Origin of the sequence: Pseudooctadecabacter sp. (assembly GCF_020627745.1) — a bacterium.
Taxonomy (GTDB): domain Bacteria; phylum Pseudomonadota; class Alphaproteobacteria; order Rhodobacterales; family Rhodobacteraceae; genus Octadecabacter.
Map to the genome: position 1 here is coordinate 128238 of NZ_JAHDGE010000003.1, position 17770 is coordinate 146007.

18 protein-coding genes are annotated in these 17770 nt (G+C 61.2%); 10 read left to right on the plus strand and 8 right to left on the minus strand.

What is annotated here, in order from left to right; all coding sequences use genetic code 11:
* Nucleotides 1-114 precede the first annotated feature (114 nt).
* Nucleotides 115-750, minus strand: coding sequence for a response regulator transcription factor (locus tag QZ653_RS02530; protein WP_296417396.1), 636 nt, complete (start codon nt 748-750; stop codon nt 115-117).
* The gene (locus QZ653_RS02535; protein WP_296417397.1) at nt 747-2168 is read right to left on the minus strand and encodes a cache domain-containing protein; all 1422 of its coding nucleotides are present in this window, start codon (nt 2166-2168) and stop codon (nt 747-749) included. The genes QZ653_RS02530 and QZ653_RS02535 overlap by 4 nt, the downstream gene beginning before the upstream one ends.
* Before the next feature lie 234 nt (nt 2169-2402).
* On the opposite strand from QZ653_RS02535, the gene QZ653_RS02540 reads away from it, so the two are divergent.
* The 3 genes from QZ653_RS02540 to QZ653_RS02550 all read left to right on the plus strand — a co-directional run bounded on the left by QZ653_RS02540 (nt 2403) and on the right by QZ653_RS02550 (nt 7013).
* Nucleotides 2403-3488 carry a TRAP transporter substrate-binding protein gene (locus QZ653_RS02540; protein ID WP_296417398.1) on the plus strand — a complete coding sequence of 362 codons (1086 nt, stop codon included), beginning with the start codon at nt 2403-2405 and terminating at the stop codon, nt 3486-3488.
* Nucleotides 3489-3615: 127 nt separating this feature from the next.
* Complete coding sequence (locus QZ653_RS02545) at nt 3616-4662, plus strand: TRAP transporter small permease subunit (protein WP_296417399.1); 1047 nt, start codon at nt 3616-3618, stop codon at nt 4660-4662.
* Complete coding sequence (locus QZ653_RS02550; protein ID WP_296417400.1) at nt 4662-7013, plus strand: TRAP transporter large permease; 2352 nt, start codon at nt 4662-4664, stop codon at nt 7011-7013. Before QZ653_RS02545 ends, QZ653_RS02550 begins: the two co-directional genes overlap by 1 nt.
* Before the next feature lie 60 nt (nt 7014-7073).
* Here the strand turns inward: QZ653_RS02550 and QZ653_RS02555 are convergent, their stop codons facing one another.
* On the minus strand, nt 7074-8228 hold the full coding sequence (locus QZ653_RS02555) for an FAD-binding domain-containing protein (RefSeq protein ID WP_296417401.1): 1155 nt from the start codon (nt 8226-8228) through the stop codon (nt 7074-7076).
* A 180-nt stretch (nt 8229-8408) separates the two neighbouring features.
* Between QZ653_RS02555 and QZ653_RS02560 the strand changes: the two genes are divergently transcribed.
* The 7 genes from QZ653_RS02560 to QZ653_RS02590 all read left to right on the plus strand — a co-directional run bounded on the left by QZ653_RS02560 (nt 8409) and on the right by QZ653_RS02590 (nt 12486).
* The gene (locus QZ653_RS02560) at nt 8409-9035 is read left to right on the plus strand and encodes an ATP-dependent Clp protease proteolytic subunit (protein WP_296417402.1); all 627 of its coding nucleotides are present in this window, start codon (nt 8409-8411) and stop codon (nt 9033-9035) included.
* 119 nt (nt 9036-9154) lie between these two features.
* Entirely contained in the window at nt 9155-10423 is a 1269-nt protein-coding gene (clpX, locus tag QZ653_RS02565; protein WP_296417403.1) for an ATP-dependent Clp protease ATP-binding subunit ClpX, read from the plus strand.
* 19 nt (nt 10424-10442) lie between these two features.
* Nucleotides 10443-10808, plus strand: a complete 366-nt coding sequence (locus QZ653_RS02570) for a glyoxalase superfamily protein (protein ID WP_296417404.1) — start codon at nt 10443-10445, stop codon at nt 10806-10808.
* Nucleotides 10805-11191: a RidA family protein gene (locus tag QZ653_RS02575; protein WP_296417405.1), complete on the plus strand. Its 387-nt coding sequence runs from the start codon at nt 10805-10807 to the stop codon at nt 11189-11191. The genes QZ653_RS02570 and QZ653_RS02575 overlap by 4 nt, the downstream gene beginning before the upstream one ends.
* A gap of 99 nt (nt 11192-11290) precedes the next feature.
* Complete coding sequence (locus QZ653_RS02580) at nt 11291-11674, plus strand: NADH:ubiquinone oxidoreductase subunit NDUFA12 (RefSeq protein WP_296417406.1); 384 nt, start codon at nt 11291-11293, stop codon at nt 11672-11674.
* Nucleotides 11675-11677: 3 nt separating this feature from the next.
* The gene (locus QZ653_RS02585; RefSeq protein ID WP_296417407.1) at nt 11678-12124 is read left to right on the plus strand and encodes an outer membrane lipid asymmetry maintenance protein MlaD; all 447 of its coding nucleotides are present in this window, start codon (nt 11678-11680) and stop codon (nt 12122-12124) included.
* On the plus strand, nt 12121-12486 hold the full coding sequence (locus QZ653_RS02590; RefSeq protein WP_296417408.1) for a DUF2155 domain-containing protein: 366 nt from the start codon (nt 12121-12123) through the stop codon (nt 12484-12486). Before QZ653_RS02585 ends, QZ653_RS02590 begins: the two co-directional genes overlap by 4 nt.
* Here QZ653_RS02590 and aat read toward each other — a convergent pair.
* The 5 genes from aat to acs form a co-directional block, all read right to left on the minus strand.
* On the minus strand, nt 12450-13067 hold the full coding sequence (gene aat, locus QZ653_RS02595; RefSeq protein ID WP_296417437.1) for a leucyl/phenylalanyl-tRNA--protein transferase: 618 nt from the start codon (nt 13065-13067) through the stop codon (nt 12450-12452). The genes QZ653_RS02590 and aat overlap by 37 nt on opposite strands.
* A gap of 316 nt (nt 13068-13383) precedes the next feature.
* A complete protein-coding gene (accC, locus tag QZ653_RS02600) occupies nt 13384-14733 on the minus strand; it encodes an acetyl-CoA carboxylase biotin carboxylase subunit (protein WP_296417409.1) in 1350 nt (449 codons plus the stop codon).
* Between the two features lie 9 nt (nt 14734-14742).
* Nucleotides 14743-15237, minus strand: coding sequence for an acetyl-CoA carboxylase biotin carboxyl carrier protein (gene accB / locus QZ653_RS02605; RefSeq protein ID WP_296417411.1), 495 nt, complete (start codon nt 15235-15237; stop codon nt 14743-14745).
* Between the two features lie 123 nt (nt 15238-15360).
* Nucleotides 15361-15696, minus strand: coding sequence for a hypothetical protein (locus QZ653_RS02610; protein WP_296417412.1), 336 nt, complete (start codon nt 15694-15696; stop codon nt 15361-15363).
* 127 nt (nt 15697-15823) lie between these two features.
* The gene (gene acs, locus QZ653_RS02615; RefSeq protein ID WP_296417413.1) at nt 15824-17770 is read right to left on the minus strand and encodes an acetate--CoA ligase; all 1947 of its coding nucleotides are present in this window, start codon (nt 17768-17770) and stop codon (nt 15824-15826) included.

Here is a 17770-nt window from a genome sequence, read left to right on the forward strand (position 1 = left end):
TCATCTGGCCCGAAAAACTCCCCCCGGAGGGCCGACTGGCCACGAACACCCCTCGTCAGAGGTGATCGCCCGCACAGGCCTTACCGCCCGCACAGGCCTATCGCCCGCACAGGCCTATCGGCCTGTGCCCTGCAAAACCCCGTGTTCCATGGCGTAGCGGGTCAGGCCGGCGGTGCTGGAGATGCCCAGCTTGCGTTTGATGTTTTTGCGGTGCGTTTCGACCGTGCGCACGGAGATGTCGAGGGCGGCGCCCACTTCCTTGTTGGATTTGCCCTGCGCCAGTTCCAGCAGGATTTGCTGTTCGCGCGATGTCAGCGGTTCGCGCCCGTCCGAGATGCGCGGCTTGAGCGATCCGCGCGCGCCGGTGCACAGGTATTCGCCGCCCTGCATCACGGTGTCGATCGCGGTTTTGATTTCGTCCGTTGGCACGTCCTTCAGCACATACCCCTTGGCCCCGTGGTTCAGCGCGGTGGAGATATATTCGGGGCTGTCGTGCATGGACAGGATCAGGATGCGGGTGTCGGGGCGCCGTTCGAGGATGATTTCGGTGGCAGACAGCCCGTTCACGCCCGGCATGTTGAGGTCAAGCAGGATCACATCGGGCTGCATCGCTTCGACCTGATCAATGGCCGCCTGTCCGTTGGTCAGCACGCCGATCACATCCAGATCGTCGTAGGTTTCCAGAATGGCTTCGATGCCTTCGGCCACCATGGGGTGGTCGTCGACGATAAGAACACGGATCGAGGTCATGCGGTGTTGTCCAGTTTACGGGCAGAGGTATCGGGGGGCAGCATATGCGACAGCGGCACGCGGGCTTCAATGGTTGTTCCGTTCTGGGAGGCCATGACGCGGAAGGTACCGCCCAGCTGTTCCATACGTTCGGACATATTGCGCAGTCCCAGCCCGCCCGAACTGCGCCGCGTCAGGCCGCGCCCGTTGTCGGTGATGCGCATGATGCCGCCCTTTGCGGTGCCTTTGAGGGCCATGGAGACTTGTGTGGCCTCGGCATGGCGTTCGATGTTGGTGAACGCCTCTTGCGCCACACGGTAAAGCGCGATGCGGGCGTCTTCGTCCAGCCGTCCGCGAAACACCACCGTTTCGAAATCGACGGTGATGCCGGTGCGGGCGCTGAAATCGTCGATCAGCGATTGCAGGGCAGGGGCAAGGCCCAGATCGTCCAGCACACCGGGGCGCAGATCGCGGGAGATGCGGCGGACCTCCCCGATGGCCCCGCCCAAGGCGTCGATGCCTTTGTCGAGGCTGGCCCCCGCACGAACGTCGCCCGAGGTGATCCGGCGGCGGGCCAGTTCCAGCGCATAACGCACGGAGACGAGGATCTGGCTGATGCCGTCATGCAGTTCGCGCGCCACACGTCCGCGTTCTTCTTCTTGCGTGTCGATAATCCGTTCGGTCAGTTCCTTCAGCTTGGCGTCGGCCAGCCTGCGTTCGCGGATGTTCAGAACGATGCCGGTCAGGAACACCGCCAGAAGGGCGGCGATGGTAATCAGCAGGATATAGAAGGTCGTCTGCTGGATGCGGCTTTCCACATCCGCACGGGCGGCGGCCACGGTTTCGCGCACGTCATCGACGAAAATGCCCGTGCCGATGGCCCACCGCCAGTCCTGCAGCCCGTTGACATAAACAATCATCGGCGCGGTTTCGCGGGTGGTGGGCTTGGGCCATTGAAATTCATGATACCCGCCGCCGGTGCGTGCCAGCCGGATGATCTCATCCGTGATGGGCACCCCGTCGATGTCATCAAGGCCCGACCAGTTCTGCCCGATCAGGTTCGTCTGACGCGGCGCCACCAGATTGCGGCCGTCGTAGTCGAACACGAAGAAATAGCCGTCTTGGCCGTAAAGCATCGCGGACAGGATGCGCGTGACCTCCAGCTTGGCGGCCTCGTCATCGGGGGCCGCGCGTCCGTAGATGTTCACAAAGGCCGTGCGGGCGATGGACAGGTAGTTCTGCAATTCCTCGCGTTTGGCGTCGATCAGCTGGGTTTCCAACGCGCGGATTTCACGGTCCGCCAGCGCGCGCGACTGGTTGGCGACGATCCATGTGATCAGCGCCACCGACAGCACCAGGGGCACGGTGGCCAGCAAAAAGAGCTTTTGCCCGTAGCTGAGGCGCAGGCTGGCGCGCAGGTTTTCCATGAAGGGTTCCATGGACGAATCGTTAACGGGGTTGCGGGTGATTCACTAGGGTCTGATTCGCGGCTGGCCGGTCTGTTGGCGCTAACTGCGGGGCGGAATTGGTAAGAAACGCTGACAATTCGGGCATTTCTACGGGGCAGTGGGTATTTCGCATGCGAAGTGAGTTCGTTAACGTCGGCCTACTTGAAACGATCTGTTCGCCTCTGGGAGGGGGAGGGCAGGCCATTCCATGGGAGGAAATTACACATGGATCGTCGTTCTTTCTTGAAGAACTCTGCGCTGGGCGGGTCCGCCGCAGCCGCAACAACTCTGGCAGCCCCGGCCTATGCCGCTGGCCACCGCACGCTGACGCTGGTCACCACCTGGGGCCGCGGCCTTGCCGGTGTGCATGACGCCGCACAGCGCGCCGCCGACACCATCACCGCCATGTCCGATGGCACGCTGACCATCGACCTGAAGGCCGCTGGCGAACTTGTGGGTGCCTTCGAAGTCTTTGACGCCGTGACCTCCGGTCAGGCCGACATGTACCACGGTGCCGACTACTACTTCGTGGGTCAGCATCCGGGCTATGCGTTCTTTACGTCCGTGCCGTTCGGCATGTCCCCACAGGAACTGATGAACTGGTACTACCACGGTGGCGGTCACGACCTGCACTCCGAGCTGGGCGAGATCTTCGGTCTCAAGTCCTTCCTCGCAGGCAACACCGGCCCACAGGCTGGCGGTTGGTTCGCCAACGAAATCACCGGTCCTGAGGATTTCCAGGGTCTCAAGTTCCGTATGCCGGGCCTTGGTGGTCAGGCGCTGGGCAACATGGGTGCCTCCGTTCAGAACCTTCCGGGTGCGGAAGTGTATCAGGCGCTGGCCTCCGGTGCGATTGACGGCACCGAGTGGATCGGCCCATGGGCGGACGAAAAGGCCGGTTTCCAGGAAATCACCAAGTTCTACTACACCGCTGGTATGCACGAGCCGGGCGCAGGCCTGTCCTTGGCAACCAACCTTGATGTCTTCAACGAGCTGTCCCCAGCCCACCAGAAGATCATCGAGATCGCCTCTGGCGAAGCGCACCAGTGGAACCTGGCACAGTTCATGAACAACAACGGTGCAGCGCTTGAGCGTCTGCAGGCCGGTGGCGTGAAGGTTCTGGAATTCCCTGACTCTGTCTGGGATGCGATGGGCACCGCCGCAATGGAGACCATGGACCAGTACAACGGTGACGAGCTCTATGACAAAATCCGTGCGTCCTACAACGCCTCCATGGCGGAATCCTCCAGCTGGATTTCCAAGTCCGAAGGTGCGTACCGCGCCCAGCGTGACCGTGTGATGGGCGGCTAAGGCTGCTGTCCGGGCCATCTGGTCCGGCGACGCGATCAGATCAGGCCCCGCCTTTGTGCGGGGCCTGACATCAAGCCCCGCCGCGCACGGCGGGCACTGATATTCAAGACATTTCGGGGGACAGGGCATGGAAGAAGACGCAGAGAACGCGGGTTTCTGGTCCAGCTATGAAAACGGCTTTACGCGATTGGTTGAACGCTGGCAGGGCAACGCCCCTGACGGGGCGGACCCGATTGCACCGGCCGAGACAACATTGGGCGCCATCTGGGACAGCATCGTCTGGGTCCTCGCCAATATTCTCGAGGCGCTCTACAACATTCTGTACGCAGTGACGCACCCCAATGTCTGGCTGGATTGGCTCAGCTGGGGCAACACGACCGAAGACAAAGAAGCGCTGATGCGGTTCATCTACTTTGGCGGGTCGGTCGAATTTTTCTTTGCGGTCTTCACGCTGTTCCTGATCATCACGGTGATCGCCTTTGCCTACCGCCCCTTCATGTGGGGCTGCGTGCGGGTGTTCGAGGCGATTGCGAATTCCGTCGGCCGTACCTTTGCCTGGGCCGGTCTGATCATGGTGGCGATCCAGATCATCATCATCTTTATGCAGCGCGTTTTTGCCGTGTCCGAGATCAGCTTCGGGTTCGGGATGGTCACGACCTTTGATGTGTCGTGGTGGGCGGAAAGCCTGAAGCTGTATAACGCCATGATCGTGTGCATGTGTGTGACCTACACCTTTGTGCAGGGCGGTCATGTGCGGGTCGATCTGATCTATTCCGCCGTCAGCCACCGCACCAAGCGGATCATCGACATGGTGGGCTCCATCATCTTTATGGTGCCTGCGGCGATCCTGACCTGGATGTACGGCTGGTACTTCCTGTGGCGGCATCTGGTGGTGCCGAAGCCATCGGCGTCAGACAGTCTGGACCGGTTGATCACCAAGGCGCGCGCGCTGCGCTGGAATGTGGAAACCATCGGGTTCAGCCCGAACGGGTTCAACGCCTATTTCCTGTTCAAGATCCTGCTGGTGGCCTTCACCGCGCTGGTGCTGTTGCAGGCCATAGCCTTTTTCTACCGGTCCTATCTGGAACTGGTCGAGGGCGAAGAGAGTGCGGGCAAATACCTGGACAAAGATTCCCTCGGAGAGGGTGAAGAAGCTTATGAGGGGACGCACTGATGCTCTTCGGACTTGATGGCGTAGAAATTGGCCTCATCATCGTTTTCCTGTGTTTGTTCGCAGGTATCTTGTCGGGCTTTCCGGTGGCCTTTGCCATTGGCGGATCGGCGGTCATTTCCTTTGCGATCATCGCAGCCCTGGATTCGGGCGGCTATCTGATCCATCAGGCGATTGACACGGGGACAGCGGAATATGCTGCCCTGATTGCCGAAGGGATCAGGCCGGACACCATATCGGTCTTCCGATACCCCGATCTGCCGCGCATCGCCGAACATGTCTTTGTGGGCGGCTGGGAAACCGCGCTGGATCGCAATGTGTCCTTCGTCGTGAACCGCATGAACGAACGGGTGCTGGCCGGTCAGTCGATCGAGACTTTGTTGGCGGTGCTGATGTTCGTGCTGATGGGGATCACGCTGGAACGGTCCAAGATCGCGGACGACTTGCTGACCACCATGAGCCGCGTCTTTGGCGGATTGCCGGGCGGTCTGGCCGTGTCGGTTGTGGTTGTGGGTGCGTTCTTGGCGGCCTCCACAGGGATCGTGGGTGCGACTGTTGTAACCATGGGGCTGCTGTCGCTGCCCACCATGTTGCGGGCGGGCTATTCCAAGGAACTGGCCACGGGCGTCATTGCGGCGTCTGGCACATTGGGGCAGATCATCCCGCCGTCCATCGTCATCGTGCTGTTGGGCACGCTGGCGGGGGATTTGTATTCCGCCGCACAAGAGGAACGTGCGCAGCTTGCGGGCTGTTCCGACGCGCTGACCTATCTGGGGGAACCTGCGGTGGTGTCTGTGGGCACGTTGTTCCAGGCGGCGCTGTTGCCGGGCATCATGCTGGCGTTTCTTTATGCGGCCTATGCCTTTGGCTTTGCCCTGCTGAACCCGGCCAAGGCGCCTGCGGTTGAAATGGGGTCCACAAACTCCGAAGTCATCACCCGCAACGAAGGGCTGACATGGTTCCTCGCCGTGCCCGGCGGTCTGATCATCTTGCTGGTGTTCTTGATGAACCTCGGCGTGGTGGGCAGCCAGTCTGTCATCGTCGACAGCTTTACCGATGCAGGCCAGACGGCCAGCTTGCGCACCAATGTGTCGCCGGAATGTGCGGCCTCCATGCAGGAGTTGCACGGAGATGAGGCGTGGAATGCCGCGCTTGCCGAACAGGCGACGATCAATGACGCAGGCGGGGTCGAACAGGCCCGCGCGCTGAGTGATGAGGAACGTGCAGAGGCCGTGGCCCAGAAGGTGGCGGATGCGCCCGTGATCGGCACCGGCATCGGTATTCTGGCGCTGCTGATTGCACTGGTTCTGGTGATTGCGCGGGGCGTGTCGCCCTCGGCCAATCCGTTGCCCCTGATTGTGGGCGGGGCCGGTGTGGTGCTGTTGTTGCTGGCCGATATCGTGCTGATTTCGCCGCTGACATCGCCCGGTGTGACGACGTTGATCATCATTCTGCCGCTGTTGCTGGTCATGTGGTCCATGCGCTTTGCGCTGGCGCGGCTGGCCAAGAACGATCTGTTGCGCGTGGTCTTCCCACCGCTGGTTCTGATTGTCGCGGTGCTGGGGTCGATCCTTGGCGGGATCACCAACCCGACGCCGGCTGCGGCCTTGGGCGCTGGCGGTGCCATCATGCTGGCGGCGTACCGCAAGCTGGCGGATCAGGAAAAGTCGGGCAAGATCATCCTGCTGGCCACGGCGGCTGTCGGGCTGATGCTGGTCGTGGGTGTAAACTTCGACATGCGGATCGGACAGGAAGAGGTCGCGTTCGAAGACTACCTTGCGTTCTTCTTTGCCTTCTCGATGTTCCTGTTTTCCATGTTCGGTCTGGCCTATGCCTGCGCCGTGTTGTGGCTGGGCGGGGTGCTGACACCGGTGGTGCGCGAGACGGCGAAGGTGACGTCGATGGTGTTCACCATCCTGATCGGGTCGCAGCTGTTGAACCTCGTGGTCATCTCCTTTGGCGGCGAACATTACATCCAGCAGTTCCTGCGGTCGTTCGATCAGGAATGGACGGTGTTCCTGATCGTGATGCTGGTGCTCTTTGTGCTGGGCTTCGTGTTGGACTTCCTTGAGATCATCTACATCGTGGTGCCCATTGTCGGCCCCGTCATCTATGGCGGCACGTTTGATCCCAAATGGGTGACCATCATGATCGCGGTGAACCTGCAGACGTCGTTCCTCACGCCGCCCTTTGGCTTTGCGCTGTTCTATCTGCGCGGGGTGGCCCCCAAGGAGGTCACGACAGGCGACATCTACCGCGGGGTGGCACCCTTCGTGCTGATCCAGGTGGTGGGTCTGGCGATCCTGGCGTTCTTCCCCAGTATCGTGACGATTGTGCCGAACCTCTTGAAGTGATGCAAAAGGCGCCCTGCGGGGCGCCTTTTCATTCGGGATGCATGCGGAATTTTCCGAGTGTCAAAGCATCTCCGGCTGGTCGTCATAGGCACCCAGCAGTTTGGGGATCTTGTCCTTGAACTTGAAGAACCCTGCGGTGGCATGGGGCCACGCCCGCGCATCATAGGGACGCAGGATTTTGGCAATGCCGTCCGGCAGCACGTCAGCGGTGCCGCCGACAGGCGGGTAGGACATGGCCACAGCATCGTGATCTTTCGCCCAGTTCGCGACGTCATCGGCGGTGTCCAGCACGGTCACCGTCCCGATCCGGGCCAGCAGATCGTCTTTCGCGCCCGCCATGAACGCCGACAGCTTTGCGCCTGTATGAAGGGGGCTGCGGTGGGCGGTGCCGTCGAAATAGGCAATCTGTGATACATCGAGTTGATCCAGCAGCCAGTCCGGCGTCATGTCGTCTTCGGTGACCAGAACGGCAACCGGGCCCTTTGGCAGCGGATCAGAGGTGGGCAGGGGGCTGCGGTCGGGATTGGGATACCCGTCAAGCGGGGGCGCAAAAGCGGCAAGGCCCTCGGGTTTGAACCGCCCTTCGGTGTACCGCGAGATGTTGGACGGTCGTGCCAGATAGGTTTTGCCCACGGTCTGCATCCCGCCGACCCAGCGCCATCCCAACGTATTGGACGCGGGATCGCCGTCCAGCAGGTGCCGCAGAAAGAAATCCGCGCCCAATTCCCATGGCAGACGCAGGGTGAACATCCAGATCGAGGCGAACCACATCCGTGCGTGGTTGTGCAGATAGCCCGTGTCCACCAGTTCGCGCGCCCAGTGGTCGAAACAGTCGATGCCGGTGTCGCCCGCGCAGGCGGCCTCCCATTCCGCGCGCAGTCCCGATTGGGTCTGCACATCATTGAGCGCCTGTGTCAGCCCCGCGCGGTACTGCGTCCAGACCGACGGGCGGTGTTCCAGCCAGCCTTTCCAATAGGTGCGCCAGTAGACCTCCTGTACGAACTTTTGTGCAGCCGAAGGGGAATGGGTGCCAAGGCAGGCGCGCAGCACCTCATCCTCCGTGATCATCCGGTGACGCAAATAGGGCGACAGCCGCGACACATCGTCATGGCCGGGCCGGTCATAGTTGCGCTGGGACGCATAGTCGCGCCCCATTCGCGGGGTGAAGGCTGTCAGACGCGCAAGCGCCGCCTGTCTGGAGGGGATGAATGTCATATGGTGCAAGCTAGGGGTGGTTGAAACCGGATCAAGGCGACCCTTTATATAGAAACCGATCCTCGTGGCTTTGGGCAAAATGGTGCCCTTGAAGCCCCCTGCAGCCCCCACTAAGGTTTGGGTAACATATACCCTGTAGACGGGCGCGGAATGCGTCCCTGAATCCCTGAGGCAGACCCAATGAATGATCCTGTTGAGACTTATATGAACCTTGTGCCGATGGTCGTCGAACAGACGTCCCGCGGTGAGAGGGCCTACGATATCTTCAGCCGCCTGCTGAAGGAACGCATCGTTTTCGTCAACGGCCCGATCCACGACGGCATGAGCCAGCTGATCGTGGCGCAGCTTTTGCACCTTGAGGCGGAGAACCCGAAAAAGGAAATCTCCATGTATATCAACAGCCCAGGCGGCGCTGTTCATTCGGGGATGAGCATTTATGACACCATGCAATACATCCGCCCCAAGGTCAGCACGCTGATTTGTGGCATGGCGGCCTCCATGGGCTCCGTCATCGCGGTGGGTGGTGAAAAGGGGATGCGGTTTGCACTGCCCAACTCCGAAGTGATGGTGCACCAGCCCTCCGGCGGCGCACAGGGCATGGCGTCGGACATCCTGATCCGCGCCAACCACATCGAACAAACCCGTGAGCGGATGTACAAATTGTACATGAAGCACACAGGGCAGGCCAAGAAAGAGGTCGAAAAGGCCCTCGACCGCGATAAGTGGATGACACCGGAAGAAGCCAAGGACTGGGGCCACATCGACGAGATCGTCGAAAGCCGCGGCAAACTTGAAGACGACGCATAGGTCCGCGCTGCGTTTTTGACGTTGTGGACCATTTCGGGCTGGCTTAGGGTAGACCCCAACCAGCCCGGAACACATTTACGGACCCAACATCTTGATGGGTCGACCAAGGGAATGACGACATGGCGACGACGTCTGGCGGCGACAGCAAGAATACCCTCTATTGCAGCTTTTGCGGCAAATCTCAGCATGAGGTGCGCAAACTGATTGCGGGCCCGACCGTGTTCATTTGCGATGAATGTGTCGAATTGTGCATGGATATCATCCGCGAGGAGACGAAATCAGCCGGGCTGAAAGCCTCCGAAGGGGTGCCAACACCGCTGGAGATTTGCGGCGTGCTGGATGATTACGTGATCGGTCAGGCCCATGCGAAACGGGTGCTGTCGGTGGCGGTGCACAACCACTACAAACGTCTGAACCACGCCGAGAAATCCGATATTGAACTGGCGAAATCCAACATCATGCTGATCGGCCCCACGGGGTGCGGCAAGACGCTTTTGGCGCAGACTTTGGCGCGCATTCTGGACGTGCCGTTCACCATGGCCGATGCGACGACCCTGACCGAAGCCGGCTACGTGGGCGAGGATGTTGAGAACATCATCCTCAAACTGTTGCAGGCGTCCGAATACAACGTGGAACGCGCGCAGCGCGGCATCGTCTATATTGACGAGGTCGACAAGATCACGCGCAAGTCCGACAATCCGTCGATCACCCGCGATGTGTCGGGCGAAGGCGTGCAGCAGGCCCTGCTGAAGATCATGGAAGGCACAGTTGCCTCCGTACCGCCGCAAGGCGGACGCAAACATCCGCAGCAGGAATTCCTGCAGGTGGACACGACGAATATTTTGTTCATCTGCGGCGGGGCCTTTGCGGGCCTTGATAAGATCATTGCGCAACGTGGCAAAGGTGCGGGCATGGGCTTTGGCGCCGAAGTGCGCGGCCCTGATGACCGCGGCGTGGGTGAGATTTTCACCGATCTGGAACCCGAGGACCTGTTGAAGTTCGGCCTGATCCCGGAATTCGTGGGGCGCTTGCCGGTGATCGCGACGCTTGAAGATCTGGATGAAGACGCGCTTGTCACGATCCTCAGCAAGCCCAAGAACGCGCTGGTCAAACAGTACCAGCGTCTGTTCGAGCTGGAAACCGTGACGCTGACCTTCACCGATGACGCGCTGACGGCGATTGCCAAGCGCGCGATCGAACGCAAGACAGGTGCACGGGGTCTGCGGTCCATCATGGAAGACATCCTGCTGGACACGATGTTTGACCTGCCGGGCATGGATACGGTGACCGAGGTGGTCGTGAATGAAGAGGCTGTCGGCCCCGACGCCAGCCCGCTGATGATCCACGACGAAAGCAAGAAAGAGGCCGAGCCCGCGACGGCGGGTTAAGGCCGGGGCGGGGGCAGATATGCTTGGCCCCGCCACCCCTATTTTACGCAGCTTCGACGAAGCCAAAGCGCGGGCATTCTATGTAGAATGGCTGGGTTTTGTAGTGGTGTTTGAACACCGGTTCGGGCCGCAGATGCCGCTGTACCTTGGGCTGCGCCGTGACGGGCTGGACCTGCATCTGACCGAACACCACGGCGACACGACGCCGGGCACGCGGGTGCGGATCGCCTGTGCAGACCTAGACGGATTTTACGATGACCTGATGACGCGCCCCTATGGCGCGCTCAACCCCGGCCCCCCGCAGGACCAGACCTGGGGCGAACGGGACCTGACGTTGACTGACCCTTTCGGCAACCGTCTGACATTTTTCGAGGGAACGACATGACCGTGAAACACATCCGCACCGGCAGCCCGTTTGAGGCGAACATCGGCTACAGCCGCGCGGTTGTGGCGGACGGTTGGGTCTTTGTGGCGGGCACGACAGGCTATGATTACGCGACCATGACCATGCCCGAGGCGGTCGAAGACCAATGCCGCAACACGTTCGATACGATCGCGCGGGCGCTGGCGGAGGCGGGCGCGACGCTGGATGATGTCGTGCGGGTCACCTATATCCTGCCCGACAAGGCCGACTGGCCGAAATGCTGGCCCATCACCAGTACCGTTTTCGCAAAGGCCCGACCTGCGGCGACAATGCTGGTGGCGGATTTGCAGGAAGAGGCGATGAAGATCGAAATTGAGGTGACCGCGCGCGTGCCGCAGGGCTGAGGAAAATTCGGGGCTTTTGGGCCTGCCCACCGGTTCGATCCTCTGGACCTTTGGGGCGCAATCGGGCATGTAAGCCCCAAGCCAAAGGGAGCCGTTCACATGGGTGTCGGGAATTTTATCAAACGAATTTTTGTCTGGTGGGACCACCAGACCATCGGCACGCAGCTGTGGACATGGCGCAAGGGCAAGAAGGTTGGTGAGGATGAGGCGGGCAACGTCTATTACACCAACGCTGACGAGAGCCGCCGGTGGGTGATTTTCAACGGTGAGGTTGAGGGCAGCCGCGTGAGCCCCGAGTGGCATGGCTGGCTGCATCATACGTGGGATGAACTCCCGTCCGAGGAGACTGTGCCCAACAAACCTTGGGAAAAGCCGCACCTGCCGAACCTGACCGGCACCGCGCAGGCCTATGCGCCCAAAGGATCCATCCGCAAACCGGACCCGTCCCCGCGCAGCGATTACGAGGCATGGAGCCCGGAATAACCGATGCGCGAAAACGCCACAGAGGTCATTGTCGGGGCCGTCGTTTGCGCGGCGGCTTTGGGCTTTTTGTGGGTGCTCGTGGGGGCCGCGGGCCTTGGTGGCGGACCGGTCGGGCAGGAGTTGCGGGCCAATTTCCGATCCGCCGAAGGGGTCACCGTGGGCACGGACATCCGCATGGCTGGCGTGTCCATCGGCACCGTCAGCGGTTTGTCGCTGAACACCGACAGCTACCGGGCGGAGGCTGTTTTCGCTATTGAAGAGGGCGTGCCGATCCCCGATGACAGTGCAGCTGTCGTGGCGTCGGAAGGGTTGCTGGGCGGCACCTTTGTCGAGATCGTGCCCGGCGGGTCGTTCGAGATGTATGCGGACGGCGCCGTGATCGAGGACACGCAAGGCGCGGTCAGCCTGATCCAGCTGTTGATGACATTTGTGGGACGGGACGACACATGAGATTTCTGACACGGGCCGCCGTCTTTGCATTGCTGGGTCTTGGCCTGCCCGCGACCGCGCAGGAGGCCACAAGCGCCCCCGGTGGAACGTTGCGTATCCTTGACAAGATCACCGGCCGGACGGACGATCTGACCTTTCGCAGCGGAGAGACACAGGCCTTCGGATTGATGGATATCACGATGTCCGAATGCCGGTATCCATCAGGCAACCGGTCGGGTGACGCCTTTACGCTGTTGACCATCGTTTACAACAACGAGGCCGATCCGGTGTTTCGCGGCTGGATGATTGCATCGGCCCCGGCGCTGAACGCGCTGGACCATCCGCGTTATGATGTCTGGGCGTTGCGCTGTAGCAGCGAATAGGGGTCGGGCACGGCATCTTGCCGGTCAAAATGCGCATCAAGAGACAAGGCGGCGGTCAGATGTTTGCGGTAGTCGGCGCGGGGAATTTCCACCGCACCGAGGCTGGCCAGATGGGGCGTGATGAACTGCGTGTCAAAGAGCGCGAAGCCCCCAGCGCGCAACCGGTCGACCAGATAGGCCAGTGCGACTTTGGACGCATCGGGCCTGCGGCTGAACATGCTTTCGCCGAAAAACGCCCCGCCCAAGGTGATGCCAAAGACGCCGCCGACCAGATCGGCCCCGTCCCATACCTCAATCGAGCGCGCCATGCGGGCCAGATGCAGCTGGCCGTAGAGGTCGGTCAGCATGGCGTTGATCCATGTTTCCTCGCGGTCCGCACAGCCCTGCACCACAGCGGCAAAATCGCGGTCATACGAGATTGAGAAGCGCCCCGACCGGATGGTCTTGCGCAAGGATCGAGACATGTGGAACCCGTCCAAGGGAATGACCCCGCGCAGGCGCGGATCGACCCAGAACAGCGTATCGTCGCCGCGGTGTTCGGCCATCGGAAAGATGCCGCCGGCATAGGCGGACAGCAGCATGTCGGCGGTAAGCTGGATGGTCACGCCCGATATCCTTTGTCATCTCCGGCTTCGCAGCACCGTCATCCGCCCCGAACGGTGCGGCGGGGGCGGAAGCCGCTACGGCCTGTTCCGGTTTTATTCCGGATTTGCCGTATGTCCAAGATGTCGGTGTGTCCGTGTTGCGGATATTGGCGCGCAAGGATGTGACGCCCCCCCCGGCTGGAGAGTGACCGGACGCCGGACCCCTGGCGATGACGCACGGGACGGGCATGATCGGCGCACCAAAAGCCAAAGGTGCGCCGTTCGGGTGCGTCCTCCGACGGGTCCATGTCCCTCAGGTTTGAAGGTTGTCCTCAAGCCAGTGTTCCAGCCAGTGGATGTTGTAGTTGCCTGACAACACGGCCTCTTCCTGCAGAAGCGCATGAAAGAGGGGGACAGTGGTGTCGACGCCGTCAACGATCAATTCCCCCAAGGCACGGGCCAGACGGGCCAAGGCTTCGGGACGGTCACGGCCATGCACGATCAGTTTGCCGATCAGGCTGTCGTAGTAGGGCGGGATGGAATAGCCGTCATAAAGCGCGGAGTCCATGCGCACGCCAAGACCGCCAGGTGCATGAAATTGCGTGATTTTCCCCGGACAGGGCGAAAAATTGGGAAGCTTTTCCGCATTGATCCGGACCTCGATTGCGTGACCGTTGATCTGCAAATCGTCTTGGGTGAAAGACATGGGCAGGCCGGCGGCCACACGGATTTGTTCGCGCACCAGGTCCTGGCCAAAGATGGCTTCGGTGACGGGGTGTTCCACCTGCAGGCGGGTGTTCATTTCGATGAAATAGAACTCACCGTTTTCATACAGAAATTCGATGGTGCCCGCGCCGATGTAGTTGATGCGCGCGCAGGCGTCGGCGCAAACCTTGCCGATGGCGGCGCGTTCCTCAGCGCTGATGGCGGGGCCGGGGGCCTCTTCGAAGACCTTTTGGTGGCGCCGCTGGAGGGAGCAATCCCGTTCGCCCAGATGCACCGCATTGCCTTTGCCATCGCCGAACACCTGAATTTCGATGTGGCGCGGCGTGGTCAGGTATTTTTCGATGTAGACGTCGGGATTGCCGAAGTTGGCCTTGCCTTCGGCACGGGCCGTCTGGAAGGCGGATTTCATTTCCTCGGCGGAATTGGCGACTTTCATGCCCTTGCCGCCGCCACCGGCTGTGGCCTTGATGATGACCGGATAGCCGAACTCCTCACCGATTTTCAGGGCGTCCTCAAGCGTGTCGACCCCCCCGTCCGAGCCGGGAACGCAGGGCACGCCCAGTTCCTTCATCGTGTCTTTCGCGGTGATCTTGTCGCCCATGACGCGGATGTGTTCGGCGGTGGGGCCGATGAACGTCAGGCCGTGGTCTTCGACGATCTGCACGAATTGCGCGTTTTCGCTCAGGAACCCGTAGCCGGGATGGATCGCCTGTGCGCCGGTGATTTCGCAGGCGGAGATGATCGCCGGAAAGCTGAGGTAGCTGGAGGGCGAGGCGGGCGGGCCGATGCACACGCTTTCGTCGGCCATGCGCACATGCATGGCGTCCGCGTCGGCGGTGGAATGGACCGCGACGGACCCGATGCCCATTTCGCGGCACGCACGGATCACGCGCAGCGCGATTTCCCCACGGTTCGCGATGAGGATTTTGTCAAACATATCTGAACCTTACTCGACGACCATCAAGGGGGCGCCGAATTCAACCGGCGCGCCGTCTTCGACCAACAGTCGCTTTACCGTGCCGGATTTCGGCGCGGGAATGTGGTTCATGGTTTTCATCGCTTCGATGATCAGCAGGGTATCCCCTTCGGAGACACTGTCGCCGACCTTGACGAAATTGGCAGCCCCCGGTTCAGGGGACAGATAGATTGTGCCGACCATGGGCGAGGTGACCGCGCCGGGCAGGCTGGCGGGGTCTGCATCGGTGGCAGGCGCGGGCGTGGCGGGGGCTGCTGCGGGGGCGGGGGCCGCTGCAGGTGCGGCGGCCGGGGCCGCCTGCGTCACGACCTGCTGGGCCTGCTGGCGACTGACACGCACGTTGAGGCTGTCGTTCTCGCCGTAGTCGCGTTTGACCTGAAGTTCGGTCAGATCGTTTTCGCGCAGCAATTCCGCGAGCGCCTGAATGAATGTGACATCGGAGTCGTGAGGTGTTTTTTTGGTCATTGTTCCCTCGGCCTTTTGCCTGTCTTTCTGCGTGGCATGGCCCGCACCGGGGTGGGGCTTTGACACGCTTACACCATGGTCGCGGTGGAGAAAAGCGCGAGAGGGCCGGAAAATGACGTGGCGTTACACGGCAGGCGTGTCGGGGTCAGTACGGGGCGGCTGCGGATCGGAGGGATCGGCCCCGTCGGGCAACATGAAAATGCCGTAGGGTTTGAGGGTGCGTTCACTGACGCCGGTGTCCGATATGACGGTTGTCACGGGGGCAGGATCAGCGGCGAGGGCCACGGCGCTGACGATGCCGACCTGCGCAGGTGTTGCAGGCAGCGGCAGCGGTACGTCGGGGCGGGGCGCATCTTTGGTGGCCACAGCATCGGCCACAGCCCGACCGTCGGGTTTGGCAGGCGGAGGTGCGGCGTCACCCTGCGCCGGTGGCGCGGGGAAAAGTGAAGGAATATCCATGTACAGCTCCATCAACATCAGGAGCCCCCACCGGTGCATTCGATCACCTAAAACCTAACAACCGGTAAACAGACACGTCAAAACCGCACGGGTCAGGGTCACCCGCGCGATTCTGATGTGTTTTCGGTCAATCCGTCCGGTTCATGCGGTTTTCAATCAGATCGTCCACCACCGAGGGATCGGCAAGGGTCGAGGTGTCGCCCAATGCGCCGAAATCATCCTCGGCAATCTTGCGCAGAATGCGGCGCATGATCTTGCCGGACCGTGTTTTGGGCAGGCCCGGCGCCCATTGGATCAGGTCAGGCTTGGCGATGGGGCCGATTTCGGTGCGGACCCAGGTTTCCAGTTCCTTGCGCAACTCTTCTGTCGGGTCTTCACCATTCATTAAGGTGACATAGGCATAGATGCCCTGACCCTTGATGTCGTGCGGATAGCCCACCACGGCAGATTCGGCCACTTTCGCGTGGGCCACGAGGGCGGATTCGACTTCTGCGGTGCCCATGCGGTGGCCGGAGACGTTGATGACGTCGTCAACCCGGCCCGTCACCCAGTAATCCCCGTCTGCATCCCGTTTGCAGCCATCACCGGAGAAGTAATACCCGGCATAATCCCCGAAATAGGTTTTTTCGAACCGTTCATGATCGCCCCAGACGGTGCGCATCTGGCCGGGCCAGCTGTCGCCCATGCAAAGAACACCCTCCACGTCGTTGCCGTGAATTTCCTCGCCCGATTGCGGGTCCAGCACCACGGGTTTGACGCCGAAAAACGGTGTTTGCGCCGCACCCGGTTTCAGGGTCGTGGCACCGGGCAGGGGGGTCAGCATGTGACCGCCGGTTTCGGTCTGCCAGAAGGTATCGACGATGGGGCAGCGTCCGCCGCCCACGACGTTGTAGTACCATGTCCAGGCTTCGGGGTTGATCGGTTCCCCCACGGACCCCAGCAGGCGCAGATCGCTCAGATCGTGGCCTTTGACATAATCATCGCCAGCCCCCATGAGCGCGCGGATGGCCGTGGGGGCGGTGTAGAACTGATTGACCTTGTGTTTGGCGCAGACCTCCCAGAAGCGGCCCGCGTCGGGGTAGGTGGGCACGCCTTCGAACATGATCGTGGTGGCACCGTTGGCCAGTGGCCCGTAGACAATGTAGCTGTGGCCGGTGACCCAGCCCACATCCGCCGTACACCAGAAGACGTCGCCGTCGTGGTAATCAAAGGTGTATTGATGGGTCATGGAGGCATAGACCAGATAGCCGCCCGTGGTGTGCACGACGCCCTTGGGCTGACCTGTGGAGCCTGAGGTGTAGAGGATGAACAACGGGTCCTCGGCGTTCATTTCTTCGGGCTTTTGGTAATCGTCGGCCTCAAGCACCATGTCGTTGTAGCTGTAATCGCGGTCGGTCCATGTGGTCTGGCCACCGGTGCGCTTCACGACCAGACATTTGACGCTGTCCTTGCAGTGCAGCAGGGCGGCATCGGTGTTGGATTTCAGCGGCGTGGCGCGACCCCCACGGGGGGCGTAGTCGGCGGTGATGACGACCTTGGCGTCACAACCGTTGATGCGTGCGCCCAAAGCATCGGGGGAAAATCCTGCGAACACAATGGAGTGCACAGCGCCGATGCGCGTGCAGGCCAGCATGGCATAGGCGGCCTCGGGGATCATCGGCATATAGAGGACGACGCGGTCGCCTTTGGTCACGCCCAGTTCCTGCAGCACATTGGCCATCCGGCAGACGTGCCCCTGCAATTCGCGGTAGGTGATGTGCAGGGCGTCGTCTTTGGGATCATCGGGTTCCCAGATGATCGCCGTTTGATCGCCACGGGTTTCCACGTGACGATCCACGCAGTTCGCGGAGACGTTCAGCGTGCCGTCTTCGAACCATTTGATGTCGATGTTGCCCGGCTGGAATGAGGTGTTTTTGACCTTGGTGTAGGGCTTGATCCAGTCAACGCGTTTGCCCTGTTCGGCCCAGAACCCTTCTGGGTCACTGATCGAATGGGCGTACATTTCGGCATAGGTTTCGGCATCCGCGTGGGCGCGTTTGGCTTGTTCGGCGGTGGGGGGGTATGTGTTGGACAT